The following is a 19,967-nucleotide window of genomic DNA, read 5'->3' as shown; positions in this document are numbered from 1 at the left end:
AGCCACAGGCCTAATCCTCGGGCATCAGGCTCGGGGGATGGTGGCTGGGTTGCCGAAGAAGGTGATGATTCTGGCGTGTAACGAATGCCTTTATCGGCCCTTTCTTTTATGGTCCCAACAAAAACATGTTGGGATTTTTTATTTGGCAGTGTTATAATAGGTCCATGCCTATATTTCCTAAAGATTTTCTTTGGGGCGCTGCTACATCCTCTTATCAGGTGGAAGGGGATAATTCAAATTGCGATTGGTGGGAATGGGAGAAGAAGGTTGGCTTAAAAGATGTCTCAGGCCATGCTTGTCGCCACTACGATCTTTTCCGAGAGGACTTTGATAAGGCAGCGGAGTTAAACCATAATGCACATCGGATTTCTATTGAATGGAGCCGTATTGAGCCATCAAACCAAGAATTTTCCGAGAGTCAATTAAAGCATTATATTGATGTAATTGATGCTTTGCGGCAGAGGAATATTGAACCCATTGTAACTTTACATCATTTTACTAATCCTTTGTGGTTCTCTCGTTTAGGCGGATGGGAGAGCGGGGAAGCCGAAAAGTTTTTTTTGCGCTACGTGAAGTTCATAGTAAACGCTCTTTCAGAAAAAGTGCGGTTTTGGGTAACTATAAACGAGCCGAATGTTTACGCTTACCATGCATATCTTATCGGAGCTTGGCCTCCGCAGAAGAAATCAATTTCTAAAACAAGAATCGTCTTAAATAATCTTGCAAACGCTCATATTAGTTGCTATAAAGCTATTCACGATATCTACAGGTCTAAAGGTTTAAATCCTCCTTTTGTAAGCATTGCTCATAATGCTCAGGCTTTTGTTCCTTGTAAGGATAATTTACGGAATAAAATTGCCTGCGCTTTAAGAAATAAATGGTATAATCTTGATTTTATAGACAAGTTATTTAAACATAGGGCGCTTGACTACATAGGTATTAATTACTATACTCGTTCTTTGGTTGAGGTAAAGGGATGGGGAATACATAATCTTATCCTTGATGTTTGCACAAGCCAACACCATCCTTTAGCCAAGAATTCTCTTGGGTGGGATATATACCCGCAGGGTTTATATGATGTCCTCAAAGGCTTCAAGAAATATAACCTGCCAATCATAATTACTGAAAATGGCATTTGTACGGAAGATGATTCTTTAAGATGGGATTATATTAGCGAACATCTGAAAATGGTGCATCGTGCCCTTAAGGATGGAATTAAGGTTAAAGGTTATATTTACTGGTCGTTAATGGATAATTTTGAATGGGATAAGGGTTTCTCCCATCGGTTTGGGCTTATTAGCATAGATTATAATAATTTTGCAAGAACAATACGCCAGAGCGCGGTTAATTTCGCGAATGTTTGTAAAACAGGAAGCTTGGATTAGGTTAATTTATGGAATTAATCAATAAAGATTTAATATTAAGAGAGTTTCCCTTATTTGTTTCTTTGAGCGAAGTTGACCGGGATTTTATAAGGGATCATTCTGAAGTTGTTGAGTTTAAGAAGAACCAGCTGATTTATGAAGAGGCTAGCCCGGCTTCTTTTTTCTATTGTGTTGTAATGGGGAGAGTATTGATCTTTGCGCATAATAAATTCGGCAAGGAAACCGTATTAGAATACCTGCATAGGGGAAAATACTTTGGGATAATTTCCCTTCTGACGGGCGAAGCTCACTCGGTAAGCGCCAAGGCTTTAAATGATTGCGTATTACTTGTTATTAAAAAAGAAGATTTTGTCCGGGTTTTAGAAAGAATTCCCGCTCTTGCCATTGATTTCAGCCATACACTTAGCAGGCGCCTTAAGAGCAAGGATATCCATCAGAAGACTGTTTTTGAAAGCAAGGTAATTTCTGTTTTTAGTTCTTATCCCCAGGCTGGCAAAACCGTTTATGCTTTAAATCTGGGTTTGGGTTTAAACAAAGAAACGCACAAGCCTCTTATTATCCTTGATGTTTGTGCTAAAGATAAAAAGCACAGCCTCGCTGCAAAATTAGATGTAGCAAGTGATCATAAAGTTTTAGACTTAACAAGCCTGAACGTTACCTATGATTTGATAAGAGAGCACATCATTAATGATAAATTCGGTATTGATGTAGCTTTTTTTAATTATGATCCGGAAAATGAAAGCTGCATTAAGAGGTTAATCGGAATCTTTTCTCTGTTAGCAAATGATTATTATTACATTGTTTTAGACCTTCCTTCGGAGATGGACAAGTTTGTTTTTAGTATATTAAACCAGTCTGATTCTATCCATGTTTTAACCAGCCCGGATGAGGTAGATTTAAAACGCACGCATAATCTTGTTAAAAGATTAAAAGATGAATTTGAATTCTATGATTCAAAAATAAAAATCATTATTAATGAATATAAGCTTTCGGGGCTTAATTTCGAGGAGCAGGTAGATTTATTAGGGCAAAACATATACGCGACTCTACCCAAAATTGAATTAGGAACACATGACAGGATAGTTTTGGATGAGCCTAATTCAGAATACGCAAGGGCAATAAGAAGAATTTCCCGGCAATCAGGGGATTGTTTGGTGGGGCTGGCGCTTGGTGTTGGCGTTGCCTATGGGCTGTGCCATATTGGAGTTTTAAAAGTCATTGAAGAAGAAAGAATCCCCATAGATGTTATCGTCGGCTCAAGCATGGGCTCTGTAATTGCAAGCCTCTGGGCAACCGGCCGGTCAGCAAATGAAATACTAAGGATTACCCAGGAATTCAAAGACCCAAGATATATCTGGGCTCTTATGGATTTTACTCTGCCGTTGGTCGGCTTTATCAAAGGGAAGAAACTTTATAATTTTTTAAAGAAGTATTTCGGGAATAAGACCTTTAATGATTTAAAGTTACCCTTAAAAATTGTTGCAAGCGATGTAAACATGAAAGAGCCTAGGGTGATAGAGAAAGGGTTTCTTGTTGATGCGATTATGGCAAGTTGTTCTATGCCCGGAGTATTTAGCCCCTTCAGGTTTAAAGGAGACGTGCTTTTTGACGGCGGTATAATCCATCCATTGCCTACTGAGCCGCTTTTTGCGATGGGGATAAATAAAATTATCGCAGTTAACGTAACTCCTTCACGCGAGGATTTACTGCGGCAACGAGATGCTTTAAAAGAAAGTATTAATAAAGCCTATAAAACAGGCTTGAAGTCGGCTTTGATTAATCCTATAAGGTATTTCAAGGAGAAGTTGAGGACGAATATCATCAATACGGTATTTAACAGTATAGAATTTATGCAGTCGGAATTAGCTCAGAGGGAGGGGTTGCTTGCTGATGTTGTTTTGCATCCGGATACAAGCGGGATGCATTGGATGGAATTGGGGCGTGCGCAGGAATTTGCAAAAAGAGGGGAAGAGGAAGCGCGCAGGCATCTTGATAAAATATTAAAGATGGTTAATGAATAATTGGAGGTATCATGAGAAGAAAATTAGTTAGTGGTTTTCTTGTTGTGTGTTTTGCCGTAATATTTTCCGGTTGTTCGGGGCTTAAAGAAGATATTAAATGCGTGATGGGGATTTCAACAAAAGAATTAGAGAAGGGCAGGAGTAATGCCGTTAAAAAGACTTTTAATTATGATTTTGACACTTGTTTTAATAAAACAAGGGAGATTCTGATAAAGAAAGGTTCCTACATATATGCTCAGGACAAGGCAAAGAAGATGATTGCAGTTTATCTTTCCGCGGCCAGCTATTCAGCAGATGCTAATTCAGATTCTATTTCTACTCCTTCTGGAGATACTACTGAAGTTGGGTTCTTCTTTACAAATATAGATGCTAACAATACACAGATTGAAGTGACCTCTCCGAGTACTTATGCTAAAGATACTCTTTCAGGTAAAGTTTTTCTTGCCCTAGAAGAATCTTTAATTGAGCAAAAAGAAAAGCTTAGCAAGGTTAATGAAAAAAAACCGCAAATTGATCAACAAACAGCTCCGGTAAAAGAAGAACCGGTTGTAAGCCAACAGCAACCAAAAGTTGAAAATGTAATATTATCTGTTCAGACAAAACCAGTTGAACAAAGTCAAACACAAGGGGCCACTAATGAAAAAAAGCAATAAAAATATCAGTGAATTAATTGAGATTTGCCACAAAATCGCGAAAGAAAAGGGATGGTGGGAAAACGAGCGCAATGAGGGAGAGCTTATCGCCCTTATGCATTCGGAATTATCCGAAGCCCTTGAAGCAATGCGAAATCACGGCAAAAAAGAATATATCGCAGAAGAACTGGCTGATTGCTGTATCCGCATCTTTGATTATTGCGGAGCAAGAGAAATTAACCTGGAAGACGCTTTGATTAAGAAAATTGAATACAATAAAACCCGTCCATACCGCCATGGAAAAAAGTTTTAGTAATCATCTTAAGGAACATTTAAAAGGCAAGGTGGTAATTTTAGGAATTGGGAATACTTTGCGTAGCGATGACGGAGTTGGCTCAATTTTGGCCAATCGTTTAATAGGCAAAGTTCCTTTTATGGTCTGGGACGCAGGCACAGGCCCGGAAAATTATTTGGGAAAGGCTGTAAAAGAAAAACCGAACACAATTCTTATTATTGATGCAGTTGATTTTGGCGGAAATCCGGGAGAGATCAGGTTGTTAGAAGGAGATGAATTAAAAACAATTAATTTATTCTCAACGCATAACGCATCACTTTCATTAACGATAAACTACTTGCAAAGCAGTTTGCAGCTGGATATAATTATTTTGGCTATTCAGCCAAAAACAGTTGTTTTCGGCGATAACTTAAGCCCGGAAATGGCTCAGGCATTAAATAAATTAGAAGATTGGTTCTTAAATTATGAAGCAGGCAAAAAAACGGGATAACTGGGGTTCTCGGCTGGGTATTATTATGGCTGTAGCAGGCTCGGCAATCGGATTAGGTAATTTCTTGCGTTTTCCCGCCAAAGCTGCCTCCAATGGGGGCGGCGCTTTTATGATTCCTTATTTTGTATCATTGCTTTTGTTAGGGATTCCTCTTATGTGGATTGAGTGGACCCTTGGCCGTTATGGAGGAGGTTTTGGGCATGGGACTGCCCCGGGGATATTCCACAGTATTTGGCAGAAGAACCGTTTTATTAAATATTTTGGCGTTATCGGGATTTTTGGCCCCTTAGTAATATTTATATATTATACCTATATAGAATCCTGGACTTTGGCTTATAGTTTTTTTGCCCTGACAGGTAAATATGGAGCCCTTAGCGACCAGGCTTCAATGAAAAGCTTTTTAAGCGCTTTCCAGGGCCTGGAAAAGAATCAATTCTTCCAAGGTATCGGCCCAGCGTATACCTTTTTCTTGGCTACATTTACTTTGAATATTTTAGTTATATATCATGGGATAAAAGGCGGCATAGAAAAGCTTTGTAAATGGGCAATGCCATTGTTATTTATTTTTGGATTCATACTTTTAATAAGAGTATTTACTTTAGGCACTCCGGATTTAAATAAACCACTTTGGAATATTCAAAATGGATTTGGGTTCTTGTGGAATCCTGATTTTTCCGCGTTAAAATCTGCTAAAGTTTGGCTTGAGGCAGCAGGGCAGATATTTTTTACCTTAAGTGTCGGTATCGGAGTGATATTGACCTATGCAAGTTATCTTTCTAAAGGAGATGATGTTGTCTTATCCGGGCTTACAGCTGCAAGCACTAATGAATTCGCCGAAGTAATATTAGGAGGAAGTATTGTAATCCCGGCAGCTTTTGTTTTCTTTGGCCCGGTGGATATCAAACAAATTGCCCAATCAGGTGTATTTAACTTAGGGTTTGTTACTATGCCGCTTGTTTTAAATAAATTGCCGTTTGCTATGTTATTTGGTTTTTCCTGGTTTTTCCTCTTATTCTTAGCGGGAATTACTTCTTCAGTTTCTCTTGCCCAGCCGGCAGTTGCTTTTCTTGAGGATGAATTTGATATAAGCAGGAAAAAAGCTGTTGCGATATTTGGAGCAGTTACTTTTCTTCTTTGCCAGCCGGCTATATTTTTTCTTAAGAATGGCGTTGTTGATGAGTTAGATTTCTGGGGAGGAACATTTTTCTTGGTTTTATTTGCTACAATTGAGACCATTCTTTTTGCTTGGGTGTTCGGGATGGGTAAGGCTTGGGATGAAATACATAAAGGCGCTGATATGCGAATCCCGAAGATTTATAAATTTATTATTAAATATATTACTCCTTCATTTTTGTTTTTTATATTAGGCATGTGGCTTTGGCAGGAGTGGATTCCGATAATCTTTATGAAGAATGTTACGGCTGCTGCTAAGCCTTATATTCTCGGGACAAGGGTAGGGTTGTTGTTTGTATTCTTGGTTTTGGCTGTTTTGGTGAGATTTGCCTGGAAAAAGAAAAGGTTAAATGAAGAGAGGATGACATGAGTTTCAGTGGTTGGTTATTTATTGTTTTCTCCTGGGTTTTTATTATCGCATTAACAATTTTTTGTTTTAATAAGGTTTTTTCAAGAAAGGAAATCAAATGAAAAAAGTGTTAAGTTTAATAGTTCTATGTTCCGCGTTATTAACAGGCATTTCTGGTTGTGCTCCTTTGATTGTTGGAGGAGCGGTTGGAGCTATTGGAGGCTATGCCGCAAGCCGGGATACGGTGCAAGGTGAGACTGATAAAAACTATGATAGCCTTTGGAATGCGGCTGTTGAAGTAGCCAGAATTCGCGGAAAAGTAAAAAAAGAAGATTTTACTAAAGGTATTATTGAGATGCAGGCAGATTCAAGCCGGGTGACTATTACTTTGGTTAAGGTGACCTTGGCAACGACTCGTTTAAAGGTAGCTAGCCGTAAATTCCATTTCCCGAATTTAGCTCTTTCACAGGAGCTTTTTGTAAAAATCATGGATTTTGCCAAGTAGGATTAAATATAATCTATACTTGCGCGGCTAGAGACTATGCCTTAGGAGTATGGATGGAGCTGGCCGCACAAGTATTTTGTTGTATAAACTTTGGGCTAAAGCCCGAAAAACTTTTTCATTTGCTATTTTCGCCTTTTGTGGTAAAATCTATACTCTGAAACGATTTGTCTTGCCGAGATAGCTCAGTGGTAGAGCGCGGCCCTGAAAAGGCCGGCGTGGGGGGTCCGATTCCCTCTCTCGGCATTTTTAAATAAAAATCCCGCCTCATTATTTCTAAAGAGGCGGGATTTCTTTTGCAACCAGGTTATTTTTAAGCCTTTTTTACGTTGGTAGCCTGCTCGCCTTTAGGCCCTTGACTTACGTCAAATTCCACGGCGTCACCTTCGTTTAGGGTCTTGTATCCATCTCCTGTAATTGCGCTATAGTGTACAAAAACGTCTTTTCCGTCTTCACCAGTTACAAAACCATAACCCTTTTGATTACTGAACCACTTTACTTTACCTTTTGCCATTTGTTACTTATTCACCCCCTTCATAAAAAAACCGTAAAGCTTTTAATTATATTCTTTTTGCTTTACGGTTGCGTGTTTCTAATGTTAATGCTCCTTTAAACTGTTGTTTACAAAAGAATTATAGCAAAGCTGATTGTTTTGTCAATAGTTTTTCTGACATATAGTTGACTATTTGTCGTAAGTTGATATAATTATTTAAGCTTGTAGTGCCGATGTAGCTCAGTTGGTAGAGCAGCGCTTTCGTAAAGCGCGGGCCGGTGGTTCGATTCCACTCATCGGCTTTTTTAAATTCTGTAAATGTATGTCAAAATTTAAAGAAGTTTTAAAAAACAGGAATTTTTTCTTGCTCTGGATAGGCCAGATTATCTCTCAGTTGGGAGATAGGCTTGATCAGATGGCTTTGCTTGCTTTTATCTATTCCCGCGCACCGGGTTCAAGTATGCAAATCGCAAAAATTCTTTCTTTTACCATTATTCCTGTATTTTTAATTGGCCCGATTGCAGGGGTTTACGTTGATAGATGGGACAGAAGGCGCACTATGTATGTAAGTGATTTTCTTAGGGCAGCCTTAGTATTTACCATTCCATTTTTTCTTTTTAATTCAAAGTCTCTCGTCCCAATCTACGCAATTATATTTGTAATATTTTCTATAGGGAGATTTTTTGTCCCTGCAAAAATGTCTATTATACCGGATCTAGTGCAAAAAAAGGATTTATTGCTGGCAAATTCATTGGTTAACACAACCGGCATGATTGCTGCTGTATTGGGTTTTGGTATAAGTGGAATTTTAGTTGAATGGCTGGGTGCATCAAAGGGATTTTACCTTGATTCATTAAGTTTTCTTATTTCAGCAATATGTATTTTTTGCATAGTAAAAAAAGCAAAAAACGTAATGAGTTTTAAGACTGTAAGTAAGGAAATAGTAGAGGTTTTCAAAAAGTCTTTTTTTCTTGAGCTTAAAGAAGGAGTTTTTTATTTTATTAAGAATAAAGGAATCCGCTTTACCGCGGGGATTAATTTTGTTTTATGGTCGGCTTTAGGTTCAGTGTATGTGGTGATAATTGTTTTTGTCCAAAAGACTTTGCGTTCCGCGACTAAGGACTTAGGGCTCTTGGTTATGTTTTTAGGAATCGGGCTTTTTGTCGGCTCTCTTGTTTACGGAAGGTTTGGCCAGAAGATATCCCAATATAAGGTAATATTTACTTCGCTCTTCCTAAGCGGGGCAATGCTGATTGTCTTTGCATTAACTCTACATAGCTTCCCGAGTTTTACTGTAGCAGCGGAGCTTTCTTTTGCTTTAGGTATTTTAATTTCACCGATAATGATTGCCTCAAATACGATTATACATAATTCAAGCGATAGTGAAATGCGGGGTAAGATTTTTAGTTCTCTTGAGATTGTAATGCATGCGGGATTTTTACTGTTTATGTTTATCAGCAGCTTGCTAGCTGAAAGATTTTCTCATTTTCTGATACTCGTTGTTGTTGGATGCGTTATCTGTGTTTTGGGGATAGTTAACTTAATCTGTTACCGAAAGATCGCTTGGCTGGATTAGAATATAAGGGGAGGGGAAGTATGAATATAGCTGTTTTTGCTTCCGGCAGAGGCAGTAATTTTCAGGCGCTTGTCAATGCCAGGAAGAAAGGTATCTTTAAGGCTAATCTATCTTTATTGGTTTGCGATAACCCCCAAGCTCCCGTAATAAAAAAGGCAAATATTGCTAAAATAAAAGTGGCTTTGGTAAAAAGAGGGGATTTCTTAAGCAAAAAAGATTTTGAGAAGAAGATTATAGAGCATTTAAAAGAAAATAAGATTAATTTAATTATTATGGCTGGTTTTATGCGTATGCTAAGCGCTGATTTTGTAAAGGCTTATTCAGGGCGTATTATAAATGTCCATCCCGCTCTTTTGCCTGCTTTTAAAGGGGCAACTGCTATAAAAGACGCTTTTGATTATGGCGTAAAGGTTACAGGAGTTACGATACATTTTGTAGATCAAGAAATGGACCATGGGCCTATAATCCTGCAAGAGGAAGTCTGTGTTAAAGAAACTGATACCTTGGAATCATTGGAAGAGAAAATACATAAGGTTGAACACAGGCTTTATCCGGAAGCAATCAGATTGATTCTTAAAGGTAATCTTAAGATTAAGGGTAGGAAAGTAAAGATAAGCTAATTGATCGGCCTTGCAAGAATTACCGCTTTACTTAGGTCAGACCTTTCTTTTGTTGCCAAATCCGTAACTTCTACCATTGAAAAGTCTTTAAAGTCGTAGGTTTTTAAACAGTAAGCGATAATATCCAAGACCTCATTTTTTATAATTATTTTCTTCGGCGGTTTTTTAATCTGCGTTATTTCATATTCAATTTTAAAAGTATATTTTCCAAATTTTCCAGTGGAACTCTCTACTTTAAAGTAATCCTTTAGCCATTCATCCTGAAACCTAAAACTGATTCTTTGGGCAATCTGTTCTGCTAAGAATACGGGTAGTGTTATATTTCTTCCTTTAAGATGATTCCCCGTTAAATCTCCTATAGCTTCAGGAGCAGCTTTAAAATCAACAACATACCTGCGGTTAGCCTCCATCATTGGGATAGTCCCGGCGTAAGATTTTTTTATATCCATTACATTTCCAATCATTGTGTAATCAATGCCGGATTGGATATCCGAGGCTAATATTGCATAGAATTCCGGAGCATTATCAGAGCTGATTAATACTCTCCCAGTAGTTGTGATGATATTTCTTAACTTTTCTGTGATTTCATCATCAAAGAACTTATCTTCTTTGACCCCATAATCTTTGTGAAGCAGTTTATCTAAGGGGGCGTATATCCATAGAGTTGTTGGAGTCCTGGTTGCAGTAACATCAAGAGAATATTCGTCTTTACAGATTTTTTTAACAAGGTATGGAATATCTTCTTCTTTGTAGGTTGGCTGAATGTTGGAATCAAAGCAGCCTAAGATAAGCAGGAAAGATATTGCGCTAAAAAGCAGGGCGGGTTTTACCAAATTCTTTAAATATCGCTTCAATCTCGTCATAATTAAGCTCATCTTTGGCAAGTAATTCTGTGGCAAATCGGTCCAGAAGCGTAGATTCTTTTGTAAGGAGCTCTTCAACTTCCTTTAAGCATTCATTTAGTATTTGTTGCACATCGTTATTCAATTTCGTTTTGAGTTCTTCTGAAATATAAGAGACGTTTTCTCCTCTAAATACTCCCAGGCTCGAACTCATGCTGGCTAAAAGGCTATAGTCTCCAACAAGGCCAGATTTGCCCATCCCCCAAAGCCAAACCATATGATATGCATAATTCATTGCGTTATTAAAATCCTGGCTGACTCCCGATGTTGTTACTTTCAATTTTAGTTTTTCAGCGACATAAGAACCAAGGCAGACTTTTATATCTCCCATGTATTGATCTTTTGTGCGTACGTGGATTTCTTCGCGGGGATGCGGCATAACAAATCCTAATGCTCCTCCGCGCGCCAGGATAGTGGCTTTAAATACATCTTTATGTGGGGCGAGGAAATACATGGCTATTGCATGCCCTGCTTCATGATAAGCAATTTTTTCCCTATCGCTTTGAGTGAATACAACTTTATGTTTAATCCCCATTTCAACCCTATCGAATGCTTCGGAGATTTCTTTCATTGAGATTAACTCTTTTTTATTTCTAACTGTAATTAATGCGGCTTCTCTGACAAGGTTTGAGATATCAGCAGGGCTGTTTCCTACGGTCATGCGAGCCATGCGTTTTCTATCAATTGTATTATCGCACTTTACATCTTTAAGGTAATAATCAAAAAGTTTCTCTCTTTCTTCAAGATTGGGTAGGTTTACATAAATCTTTCTGTCAAATCTTCCCGGCCTAAGAAGGGCTCTATCTAAGAAAGTTTCAGGGGCATTGGTCGCTCCGATAATAATTATATTGTAATCTTTTTCCTTTAAACCATCCATTTCTATAAGAAGTTGGTTTAAAGTAGTGTTGGATTCAGTTTGTCCGCCGAACCCGCGGTCAACCGCGCGCTGTGCGCCTACTGCATCAAGTTCATCAATAAAAATAATACATCCACCCTCGGCATAAGCTAGATTTTGCGCTTGTTTAAATAATTTACGGATTCTGCTTGCGCCAACGCCCACAAACATCTCAATAAATTCCGAACCTGACATGGCAATGAAAGGAAGGTTTGATTCTGTAGCAATGGCTTTTGCAAGGTATGTTTTGCCGCAGCCCGGAGGGCCAATCATAAGGATGCCGCGTAAAATCTTTCCGCCGATTGCCTGAAGTTTAGCGCGGTCAGAGACTAAACGGACTACTTCCGAGGCTTCTTCTTTCGCCTCATCCATACCGATTACATCGCTCCAGTGGATACGGATATCTTTTCCTTCAACAGCTTTTTTCCCGATATGGGAGAATTTCATATGCCCACCGCGCATAACCCATATCCAGAGAAGGCCGCTTAATGGTAAGCTGATTAATTGGAGGACTAAAAAGATATAAAAGAAGACTGCGTTTTGCGCAAGGATTGATTTTTTAAAGTATGATTCAGAGGTAAGCCAAGCGTTAATTGAAGCGTTAAGGAAGATGATAAAAGAAATAATAAGCGCTATGACGCTTATTGCTACGATAATGCTTATCCAGTGCAGCTTGAAGAATAATTTAATCTTATTCTTTTTCATATGCTAAACAAAATAGCACAACTTTTTTGCCCTGTCAATTGATTTAGCGGCTGCCCGGCCCGGCGTCGCCCGCAGAAGGATAATTTACATAAACTTGAATTTTCCTTGACGCAGGGATTTCGCTATGTATAATATAACTCTACCTTTAATTAATCCAATAACCTAACAAAATTAATAAGAGGAGAAACTTAAAATGGCAAAGATCAAGAAGGTTGTTGCAAGAGAAATTTTAGATTCTCGTGGTAACCCGACAGTTGAAGTTGATGTGCTCTTAGATAATGGTATTTTAGGTCGCGCAGCTGTTCCTTCGGGAGCTTCTACCGGAGACAATGAAGCCTTGGAATTAAGAGATGGCGACAAGAAAAGATATTTAGGTAAAGGTGTTTTAAAAGCAGTTAATAATGTAAATACTGTAATTGCTTCTAAAATAAAGGGTTTAACTCCTGATTTTGAAAATATTGATAGGCTTTTAATAAAATTAGATGGCACTGAGAACAAGGGAAATTTTGGCGCTAATGCAATCTTAGGTGTTTCTATGGCAGTGGCAAAGGCAGCAAGCCTTTCTAAGAAAGAGCCATTATATAGATTTTTAGGCGGGGAAAAGGCAAGGATTTTACCGATTCCTCTCATGAATATTTTAAATGGCGGAATGCATGCTGATAATAATTTAGATATCCAAGAATTTATGATTATGCCGATTGGAGCTCCCAGTTTTCGTGAATGTTTAAGATACGCAACTGAGGTTTTTCATAATTTAAAATCACTTCTTAAATCAAAGGGTTTATCTACTTCCGTCGGAGACGAGGGAGGTTTTGCCCCAAATCTGCAGTCAAATGAAGAAGCGCTTGAGTTAATTATCCAAGCAATTGAGAGGGCAGGTTATAAAGCAGGCCGCGATGTCAGCCTTGCTCTGGATTGCGCTGCTAGTTCTTTTTGCAAAGAGGGAGTTTATACATTTGAAAAGAACCAAAAGAATTCCGCGGATTTAATCCAGATCTACGAAAAATGGATTAGCAAGTATCCCGTTCTTTCTATTGAAGATGGCCTTGGCGAGCATGATTGGGATGGCTGGAAAGATATGACAGCAAAATTAGGCTCTAAAGTTCAATTGGTTGGGGATGATATATTTGTTACCAATCCTAAGATTTTCAAAAAAGGCATTGCAGAAAAGATAGGAAATGCTATACTGATAAAAGTAAATCAGATCGGTTCTCTCTCAGAAACACTTCAGGCAATTAATATTGCTAAGCGCAACAAGTATAAAGCAATTGTTTCGCATCGCTCCGGTGAAACTGAAGATACGACTATCGCGCATCTTGCAGTTGCAACTGGCTGTGGCCAGATTAAAACCGGATCTTTATCCCGTACAGACAGGATTTGTAAATATAATGAACTCTTAAGGATTGAAGAAGAGTTAGGTTCAAAGGCTATTTACGCGGGGACGTTAAAGAAATGAAGTTAATTATGGGTCTCTGTAGAGGAATACTTGAGCGGCAGGCTCCATATGTAACTTACATTAACGCGGTTTTGTAGCCGCGCAAGTATAAATAATGCTGCCAATATTGAGGAAAGCCTTCTGTCTTTTTGGGATTGCGGTATTTTTGTTAGTAGTGTTTTTACCGGGCTATACAAAACTGCAGGATTTACGGGATAAAAACCGCGATTTAACCGGTAAGATTAAAAAGCTTGCTATTGAGAATTCGCTGATGCAGCAGGAGTTAAGCCGGATTCAGGATGACCCTCTTTATCAGGAAAAGATAGCAAGGGAAAAGATGGGTGTGGTGCGTAGAGGGGAGATTCCCATAAAAATAATCCCGAGTAGCAAAGGAAAAAGATAGATTTGTTCTTTAGTAAGTTTCGCGGGGTGGAGCAGCCTGGTAGCTCGCAAGGCTCATAACCTTGAGGTCGTCCGTTCAAATCGGGCCCCCGCAACCAATAATTCAGGGACACATTCAAGAAAATAGGATGTGTCCCTAATTATTTATTGCAAACTTTTGTTTTTTAGGTAAAATAATTACATGCACGAAGAAAAAAGAAAACATCATAGGATTAAAATTAATTGTGATTTATCTGCCGTTTATCCGGATAGCTCAATTGTTTTCTTGTATTACACTGAAAACCTTTGTGAGGGTGGCGTTGGAATAGTCTTGGATAAGAAAATGCCAGTTGGTGGCATTGTGAAATTAAATATATTTCTTCCAGAGCAGAAATTAGCGATAAAGTGCGAAGGCGAGGTAAGGTGGACGAGTAAGATTGAGAACAAAGATAAAGACAAAGTTCTTTATCAAACCGGAATCAAATTTATCAATATCCAAGAGAAAGATACAGAAAATATCCGTAAGTTAGTAAGTAAGTTTCTTAACCACGGTTGAGTAACGCATTCCTGCCGGCATAATTAAATATCCATGGAAAAAAAACTTTGGAAGTTTACAGATAACATAGGAAGTTTTGATTCGTTTTATGCGGACAAGATTAAAAGCCTTTATTTCCCTTTGGCAAATGAATTTCTTATGTCTTCGATTTCAAGCGACCTGCACGGAGATATCAAGAAAGACCAGAACTCTTTTTTGCTTTCCCCTGTTTCACGCATTGATTTAATAAATTTAAAGTCTTCAAGAAATTTCTGGGTTTTTATAAATAAAGATAAGGTTTGGTCGGCAACAGGAGTTTCTAAGGATTTAAAACAGATTAATAGTGACAAGTTTTGTTTAGAGGCGGGCTTACTTTGGCAGAAAATTACCAGAAGTAATAAATCAATCGGCCTAAGTTCAGAGGTTCTTTCTTTTGTTCCTCTGGATTCGCCTGTTGAAATAATGCAAGTAACATTAACTAATATTAGCTCTAAAGAAATAAAATTTACTCCTATTCCCGCAATTCCCATGTATGCAAGGGGGGCAAATAATATCCGCGATCACCGCCACGTAACTTCCCTTTTACAGAGAATCACACTTGATAAATTTGGCGTAATTTCAAAACCGACACTTTCATTTGATGAAGCGGGGCATAAATCTAATAATTTTAATTATTTTGTTTTAGGTTGGGACCAAGATTTTAAAGCTCCGGAATATGTTTATCCGACGCAAGAAATGTTTTGCGGTGAGGGAGGGGATTTAGAAGCTCCGGAAAGCATTTTAGAAAATTTGCCTCCCACTAAAATTAATATCCAGGGCAAGGAACCTATGGGCGCAATGCGTTTTCGTTCCATAAGCCTTAAGCCGGGTGGATCGCATTCGTATATAATCGTAATGGGTATTGTTGAAGACGCTGCCCAAATTAAAAATATAAAGAATAATTTCAATAGCCTGACTAAAGTTAAGCTCGCCTTAAATATAACAAAAGAACATTGGGTTTCTCTAAGTAGTAGGATTAATCTAAGAAGCGCTGATCCTGATTTTGATAATTGGTTTCGTTGGGTTAGCATCCAGCCGACTTTAAGAAAGCTCTTTGGTTGTTCTTTCTTGCCGGATTTTGATTATGGCAGAGGGGGGCGTGGTTGGAGGGATTTGTGGCAGGATTGCCTTGGATTAATATTGAATGACCCGCACGCAGTCCGCTCTCTTTTAATTAATAATTTCTCCGGAGTTAGGATTGATGGTTCAAATGCTACAATTATTGGAAAGAATCCGGGAGAGTTTATCGCTGACCGCAATAATATAAGCCGCGTCTGGATGGACCATGGTGTTTGGCCGCTAATTACTCTTGATTTGTATATTAATGAAACCGGAGATTTTAACATATTATTTGAAGATGCAACATATTTCCGTAACCATGAGGTTAGTCGTGCGCAAGAAATTGACCGCACTTGGGCCTCTGCTTACGGTAAGAATTTAAAAGATAAATCGGGAAGAGTTTATAAAGGCACAATCTTAGAGCATCTTTTAGTGCAAAATCTGGTACAGTTTTATAATGTTGGAAAGCATAATTCTGTGCGTTTGGAAGGCGCTGATTGGAATGATGGCTTGGATATGGCGCCTCAAAATGGAGAGAGCGTGGCTTTTAGCGCGATGTATGCGCATAACCTAAAGTTATTAGCTGAGCTTTTATTAAAGACGGGGAAAAATAAAATTAAGGTTGCCGAAGAAATAACAATTTTGCTTAATAAGATTAATTATAATAGCGTTAATGAGAAACATAAAATGCTAAAAGATTATTTTGCAAAAACAAAACTTGCGGTTTCAGGAGATAAGGTTGAATTGGATGTAAAAGATGTGGTGGCCCGCTTGGAAGAGAAATCAGAATGGATGATGAGCAATATCCGAAACAAAGAATGGATTAAAGAAGGCTTGTTTAATGGTTATTATGATAATAGTTCTCGCCGCATAGACGGTAAAAGTAATGGCTTGATGAGAATGACCCTTACTTCGCAGGTGTTTCCGATAATGAGTGGGGTTGCGCTTGATTCGCAGATTGAGAAGATTTTAGTAAGTGCTGATAAATATCTTAAAGATAAAAAGCTCAATGGTTATCGTTTGAATACGGATTTTAAATCCGAGCAGCATAATTTTGGCCGCGCGTTTTCTTTTTCTTATGGAGACAAAGAGAATGGGGCATTTTTTAACCATATGGTCGTGATGTTCGCCTATGCTTTGTATAAGCAAGGGTTTATTTTAGAGGGCTGGAGGGTTTTAAACTCAATTTTTAAATTATCTATAGATACTCCTAATTCAAAAATTTATCCGTGTTTGCCGGAATATTTTAATCTTGAAGGAAAAGGGATGTATTCGTATCTTACCGGTTCAGCAAGCTGGTATGTTTTGACACTTTTAACTCAAGTCTTTGGAATAAAAGGCAAAGATGGTGATTTATTAATTGAGCCAAAGATTTCTCCGGAGCAGTTAAGAAATAATGAGTCAATTAGCATAAGTAGGGTTTTCGCCGGAAGAAATCTACAGGTTAAGTTTATTGTCGCAAGTAGGAATTCAAATAACATGTTTAAGATTATTAAAGCCAGCCTTAATAGTTTACCTATTCGGCAAACAAGCGATTATTCAATCCTCATTGACCGCAAGTCCATCCTTAAGCTTCCTCAAAACAAACTCCATAAAATTGAAGTTGTATTAGGGTAAAATAACGGGGACGGTTCTATTTTTCTAGGATTAGAGTGTTAGAAAAATAGAACCGTCCCCTAGTTTTTAACCTTGCCAAGAAACCACCTTTTTGCTATAATAAGCCCCTTCAAGGGGGTATTTATGATTGCTCGTTATACACTTCCAAAAATGGATTATATCTGGCAGGAGGAGTTTAAATTTAAGACGATGCTGGATATTGAAATCTTTGTTTTAGAAGCTCTTGCCAAACAAAAGAAAGTTCCTCTATCCGCAGTAAGTAAAATTCGTAGAAAAGCCAAATTTAATCTGAAAGAAATCGCAAAAATTGAAGCTAAGACTCAACATGATGTAGTAGCATTCGTGGCTAATGTGGCACAATATATTGGGCCGGAGGCAAAATACCTGCACATGGGGATTACTTCAAGCGATGTGCTTGATACTACCTTTGGCGTCCAGCTTAAAGCCGCTTCAGGTATAATTATAGAAGATTTAAATCAATTATTAAAAGTTCTTGCTAAAAAAGCGAAGATTTATAAGGATACAGTTTGTATCGGGAGAACTCATGGTGTGCATGCTGAGCCGACAACTTTTGGTTTGAAATTGGCTCTCATGTTTGATGAAACAAAGCGTAATTTAGAAAGAATGCTTGCTGCAAAACAAGCAGTTTCTGTGGGAAAAATCTCCGGAGCAGTGGGCACTTTTGCAAATATTGAACCAGAAACGGAAGTCTATGTATGTAATAAACTTGGATTGAAGGCTGCAAAGATCTCAACACAGATTGTGCAGCGCGATGTTTATGCGCAATACATGATGACTTTGGCTTTAATTGGTTCAAGCTTGGAAAAGTTTGCAACAGAAATCAGGCATTTACAGAAAACCGAAGTCTTGGAGGCTGAAGAGCCTTTTGGCAAGGGCCAGAAGGGTTCTTCTGCTATGCCGCATAAACGAAATCCTGTAATTTGTGAACGTATCTGCGGATTAAGCCGTATCCTTCGCGGGAATGCTCTTGTAGCAATGGAAAATATTCCTCTGTGGCATGAACGTGATATTAGCCACTCTTCAGCGGAACGCGTAATTATGCCGGATTCTACAATTGCCCTTGATTACATGTTAAATAAATTTATTGAAGTGATTAGCGGCTTGCAGGTTTATCCTGCAAATATGGCGGCAAATTTGATTAAGACAAAAGGGCTTATATTTTCCCAAAGAGTCCTTCTTGAGTTGATGAATAAAGGTTTAAAACGCCCGGTTGCGTATGATCTTGTGCAAAGATGCGCGATGAAAACCTGGGAAACAGGCTCTGATTTTAAGAATAATTTATTGCTAGACAGTGTTGTTGCAAAGAACTTAAGCGAAAAAGAATTAGATAATATATTTAACCTTGATTATTACCTGCGGAATGTGAATAAGATTTTCCGTAGAGTCGGCTTATAAATAGAATTTTTGTTATTATTTTTCCTACCTTTTTGTAATCCGGAGTTCCGATGTCCTGGCATATTGAAGTTAGAGATAAAGAAGGCATTTTTGATGCTGTTGGCGAGGGGATAAAGAAAGATATTCTCGACCTTGGGATAGGTGCAGTCAAAGATGTTACATTTATTCAGGTTTATATCTTAGAAGGGAATGTTTTAGACGCTGAGATCAAGAAAATCTGCGATGAATTGCTTGTTGATAACATTGCGCAGGATTATTCTTTTTCTCTTGGTGCTAAGAGCCAGAAACAGAGGAATGAATTTGTTGTTGAAGTTGCTTATAACCCCGGGGTAATGGACCCGGTTCAAGATTCTGTTCTAAAGGGAATTAAAGATTTAGGCATTAATGGCATTACAAGAGTTAAAACCGCAAAAAAATATCTTATCAAAGGCAGCCTTTCCGATTCCAAACTGCAAACTATCTGTGAAAAACTTCTTTATAACAAATTAATACAACACATAGTAAAGCCCGACGCGGAGAGCCTTGAGGTTAAATCCAGAGAGGGAATTGGATATAAGTTTAGCCTATCACATGTAGATTTACTTGGCGCTTCCGATAAGAAACTTCTTGAAATCAGCAGGAAGGGGCAGTTGTTTTTGAATATTGCGGAGATGCGGCAGATTAAGAATTATTTCAAGAAAATTGGCCGCAACCCCACTGATTGCGAATTGGAAACTGTTGCCCAGACCTGGTCTGAGCACTGTTGGCATAAAACTTTCCGAGGCAAAATTTCCTATACTGAAAAAATCAAAAAAACTAAAACTAAAAAAATTGACAGTTTGCTTAAGTCAACGATTATGAAGGCAACCAAAGAATTAAATAAGCCTTGGTGTGTATCTGTTTTTAAAGATAATGCCGGTGTGATTAAATTTGATGATAAATATAATGTTTGTTTTAAAGTAGAAACCCACAATCATCCTTCAGCGCTTGAGCCTTTTGGAGGGGCAAATACGGGAATCGGTGGAGTTATCCGTGATCCGCTTGGCACAGGCCTTGGGGCAAAGCCAATTTTAAATACTGATGTTTTTTGTTTTGCGCCGCCTGATTATCCGTTTAGTAAATTGCCAAAAGGGACCCTTCATCCAAAGCGCGTGATGAAAGGTGTTGTTTCCGGGGTAAGGGATTACGGAAATAAGATGGGGATTCCTACAGTAAACGGGGCGATTCTTTTCCATGAGAGGTTTGTGGGGAATCCTTTGGTATATTGCGGCACAGTCGGGATTATGCCTGAGGATAAATCTTTTAAAGAGACAAAAGAAGGCGATTTGATTGTTGTTGTAGGCGGCAGGACAGGCAGGGACGGAATACACGGCGCAACATTTTCTTCCGGTGAGCTTACCCATGAATCAGAGACAGTTTCAAGTGGGGCAGTGCAGATTGGAAACCCCATTCAGGAAAAAAAGATGGC

Annotated in this window: 18 protein-coding genes and 3 tRNA genes; 18 read left to right on the top strand and 3 right to left on the bottom strand. The window is 38.4% G+C overall.

Annotation, left to right across the window (positions count from 1 at the left end; all coding sequences use genetic code 11):
- Positions 1 to 164: 164 nt before the first annotated feature.
- The 8 genes from PHO70_08300 (at position 165) to PHO70_08265 (ending at position 7,093) form a co-directional block, all read left to right on the top strand.
- Complete coding sequence (locus PHO70_08300; GenBank protein MDD5432961.1) at positions 165 to 1,385, top strand: glycoside hydrolase family 1 protein; 1,221 nt, start codon at positions 165 to 167, stop codon at positions 1,383 to 1,385.
- An 8-nt stretch (positions 1,386 to 1,393) separates the two neighbouring features.
- Entirely contained in the window at positions 1,394 to 3,406 is a 2,013-nt protein-coding gene (locus PHO70_08295) for a patatin-like phospholipase family protein (protein ID MDD5432960.1), read from the top strand.
- An 11-nt stretch (positions 3,407 to 3,417) separates the two neighbouring features.
- Positions 3,418 to 4,059, top strand: coding sequence for a hypothetical protein (locus PHO70_08290; GenBank protein ID MDD5432959.1), 642 nt, complete (start codon positions 3,418 to 3,420; stop codon positions 4,057 to 4,059).
- Complete coding sequence (locus tag PHO70_08285; GenBank protein ID MDD5432958.1) at positions 4,043 to 4,351, top strand: hypothetical protein; 309 nt, start codon at positions 4,043 to 4,045, stop codon at positions 4,349 to 4,351. Before PHO70_08290 ends, PHO70_08285 begins: the two co-directional genes overlap by 17 nt.
- Complete coding sequence (locus PHO70_08280) at positions 4,335 to 4,823, top strand: hydrogenase 3 maturation endopeptidase HyCI (protein MDD5432957.1); 489 nt, start codon at positions 4,335 to 4,337, stop codon at positions 4,821 to 4,823. The genes PHO70_08285 and PHO70_08280 overlap by 17 nt, the downstream gene beginning before the upstream one ends.
- The gene (locus tag PHO70_08275) at positions 4,798 to 6,366 is read left to right on the top strand and encodes a sodium-dependent transporter (GenBank protein MDD5432956.1); all 1,569 of its coding nucleotides are present in this window, start codon (positions 4,798 to 4,800) and stop codon (positions 6,364 to 6,366) included. Before PHO70_08280 ends, PHO70_08275 begins: the two co-directional genes overlap by 26 nt.
- Positions 6,367 to 6,463: 97 nt before the next feature.
- Positions 6,464 to 6,850, top strand: coding sequence for a DUF3568 family protein (locus PHO70_08270; GenBank protein ID MDD5432955.1), 387 nt, complete (start codon positions 6,464 to 6,466; stop codon positions 6,848 to 6,850).
- 171 nt (positions 6,851 to 7,021) lie between these two features.
- Positions 7,022 to 7,093: transfer RNA gene (locus tag PHO70_08265), tRNA-Phe, on the top strand.
- A gap of 67 nt (positions 7,094 to 7,160) precedes the next feature.
- On the opposite strand, the gene PHO70_08260 is transcribed toward PHO70_08265, so the two are convergent.
- Complete coding sequence (locus tag PHO70_08260; protein ID MDD5432954.1) at positions 7,161 to 7,361, bottom strand: cold shock domain-containing protein; 201 nt, start codon at positions 7,359 to 7,361, stop codon at positions 7,161 to 7,163.
- A 208-nt stretch (positions 7,362 to 7,569) separates the two neighbouring features.
- Here PHO70_08260 and PHO70_08255 point away from each other — a divergent pair.
- The 3 genes from PHO70_08255 (at position 7,570) to purN (ending at position 9,536) form a co-directional block, all read left to right on the top strand.
- Positions 7,570 to 7,642, top strand: a tRNA-Thr gene (locus PHO70_08255).
- Between the two features lie 20 nt (positions 7,643 to 7,662).
- Positions 7,663 to 8,916 (top strand): MFS transporter, encoded by a 1,254-nt coding sequence (locus tag PHO70_08250; protein ID MDD5432953.1) that lies wholly within the window; start codon positions 7,663 to 7,665, stop codon positions 8,914 to 8,916.
- A 20-nt stretch (positions 8,917 to 8,936) separates the two neighbouring features.
- Positions 8,937 to 9,536, top strand: coding sequence for a phosphoribosylglycinamide formyltransferase (gene purN / locus PHO70_08245; protein MDD5432952.1), 600 nt, complete (start codon positions 8,937 to 8,939; stop codon positions 9,534 to 9,536).
- Here purN and PHO70_08240 read toward each other — a convergent pair.
- Positions 9,533 to 10,399, bottom strand: a complete 867-nt coding sequence (locus PHO70_08240) for a hypothetical protein (protein MDD5432951.1) — start codon at positions 10,397 to 10,399, stop codon at positions 9,533 to 9,535. The two genes, purN and PHO70_08240, sit on opposite strands and share 4 nt — an antisense overlap.
- Positions 10,344 to 12,038, bottom strand: coding sequence for an AAA family ATPase (locus PHO70_08235; protein MDD5432950.1), 1,695 nt, complete (start codon positions 12,036 to 12,038; stop codon positions 10,344 to 10,346). The genes PHO70_08240 and PHO70_08235 overlap by 56 nt, the downstream gene beginning before the upstream one ends.
- Before the next feature lie 193 nt (positions 12,039 to 12,231).
- Here PHO70_08235 and eno point away from each other — a divergent pair, with 193 nt between their 5' ends.
- From eno to PHO70_08200, 7 genes are all read left to right on the top strand, one after another.
- A complete protein-coding gene (eno, locus tag PHO70_08230; protein MDD5432949.1) occupies positions 12,232 to 13,494 on the top strand; it encodes a phosphopyruvate hydratase in 1,263 nt (420 codons plus the stop codon).
- A 94-nt stretch (positions 13,495 to 13,588) separates the two neighbouring features.
- Positions 13,589 to 13,876, top strand: coding sequence for a septum formation initiator family protein (locus tag PHO70_08225; GenBank protein ID MDD5432948.1), 288 nt, complete (start codon positions 13,589 to 13,591; stop codon positions 13,874 to 13,876).
- A 20-nt stretch (positions 13,877 to 13,896) separates the two neighbouring features.
- Positions 13,897 to 13,973: transfer RNA gene (locus PHO70_08220), tRNA-Met, on the top strand.
- An 83-nt stretch (positions 13,974 to 14,056) separates the two neighbouring features.
- Positions 14,057 to 14,410, top strand: coding sequence for a PilZ domain-containing protein (locus tag PHO70_08215; protein ID MDD5432947.1), 354 nt, complete (start codon positions 14,057 to 14,059; stop codon positions 14,408 to 14,410).
- A 33-nt stretch (positions 14,411 to 14,443) separates the two neighbouring features.
- Positions 14,444 to 17,104, top strand: a complete 2,661-nt coding sequence (locus PHO70_08210) for a cellobiose phosphorylase (GenBank protein ID MDD5432946.1) — start codon at positions 14,444 to 14,446, stop codon at positions 17,102 to 17,104.
- 123 nt (positions 17,105 to 17,227) lie between these two features.
- Complete coding sequence (purB, locus tag PHO70_08205; protein ID MDD5432945.1) at positions 17,228 to 18,520, top strand: adenylosuccinate lyase; 1,293 nt, start codon at positions 17,228 to 17,230, stop codon at positions 18,518 to 18,520.
- Positions 18,521 to 18,570: 50 nt separating this feature from the next.
- A partial coding sequence (locus PHO70_08200; protein MDD5432944.1) for a phosphoribosylformylglycinamidine synthase subunit PurS occupies positions 18,571 to 19,967 on the top strand: 1,397 nt, incomplete at its 3' end.

It is taken from the genome of Candidatus Omnitrophota bacterium, from assembly GCA_028715415.1.
Lineage (GTDB): Bacteria > Omnitrophota > Gorgyraeia > Gygaellales > Profunditerraquicolaceae > JAQURX01.
The sequence above is the reverse complement of the archived record's forward strand: the minus strand, read 5'-3'. Positions and strand labels throughout refer to the sequence as shown.

Coding starts and splice junctions, on each gene's coding strand:
- PHO70_08300 (MDD5432961.1), top strand. CDS start 165: ATGCCTATATTTCCTAAAGATTTTCTTTGGGGCGCTGCTACATCCTCT.
- PHO70_08295 (MDD5432960.1), top strand. CDS start 1,394: ATGGAATTAATCAATAAAGATTTAATATTAAGAGAGTTTCCCTTATTT.
- PHO70_08290 (MDD5432959.1), top strand. CDS start 3,418: ATGAGAAGAAAATTAGTTAGTGGTTTTCTTGTTGTGTGTTTTGCCGTA.
- PHO70_08285 (MDD5432958.1), top strand. CDS start 4,043: ATGAAAAAAAGCAATAAAAATATCAGTGAATTAATTGAGATTTGCCAC.
- PHO70_08280 (MDD5432957.1), top strand. CDS start 4,335: ATGGAAAAAAGTTTTAGTAATCATCTTAAGGAACATTTAAAAGGCAAG.
- PHO70_08275 (MDD5432956.1), top strand. CDS start 4,798: ATGAAGCAGGCAAAAAAACGGGATAACTGGGGTTCTCGGCTGGGTATT.
- PHO70_08270 (MDD5432955.1), top strand. CDS start 6,464: ATGAAAAAAGTGTTAAGTTTAATAGTTCTATGTTCCGCGTTATTAACA.
- PHO70_08260 (MDD5432954.1), bottom strand. CDS start 7,361: ATGGCAAAAGGTAAAGTAAAGTGGTTCAGTAATCAAAAGGGTTATGGT.
- PHO70_08250 (MDD5432953.1), top strand. CDS start 7,663: ATGTCAAAATTTAAAGAAGTTTTAAAAAACAGGAATTTTTTCTTGCTC.
- purN (MDD5432952.1), top strand. CDS start 8,937: ATGAATATAGCTGTTTTTGCTTCCGGCAGAGGCAGTAATTTTCAGGCG.
- PHO70_08240 (MDD5432951.1), bottom strand. CDS start 10,399: ATGACGAGATTGAAGCGATATTTAAAGAATTTGGTAAAACCCGCCCTG.
- PHO70_08235 (MDD5432950.1), bottom strand. CDS start 12,038: ATGAAAAAGAATAAGATTAAATTATTCTTCAAGCTGCACTGGATAAGC.
- eno (MDD5432949.1), top strand. CDS start 12,232: ATGGCAAAGATCAAGAAGGTTGTTGCAAGAGAAATTTTAGATTCTCGT.
- PHO70_08225 (MDD5432948.1), top strand. CDS start 13,589: ATGCTGCCAATATTGAGGAAAGCCTTCTGTCTTTTTGGGATTGCGGTA.
- PHO70_08215 (MDD5432947.1), top strand. CDS start 14,057: ATGCACGAAGAAAAAAGAAAACATCATAGGATTAAAATTAATTGTGAT.
- PHO70_08210 (MDD5432946.1), top strand. CDS start 14,444: ATGGAAAAAAAACTTTGGAAGTTTACAGATAACATAGGAAGTTTTGAT.
- purB (MDD5432945.1), top strand. CDS start 17,228: ATGATTGCTCGTTATACACTTCCAAAAATGGATTATATCTGGCAGGAG.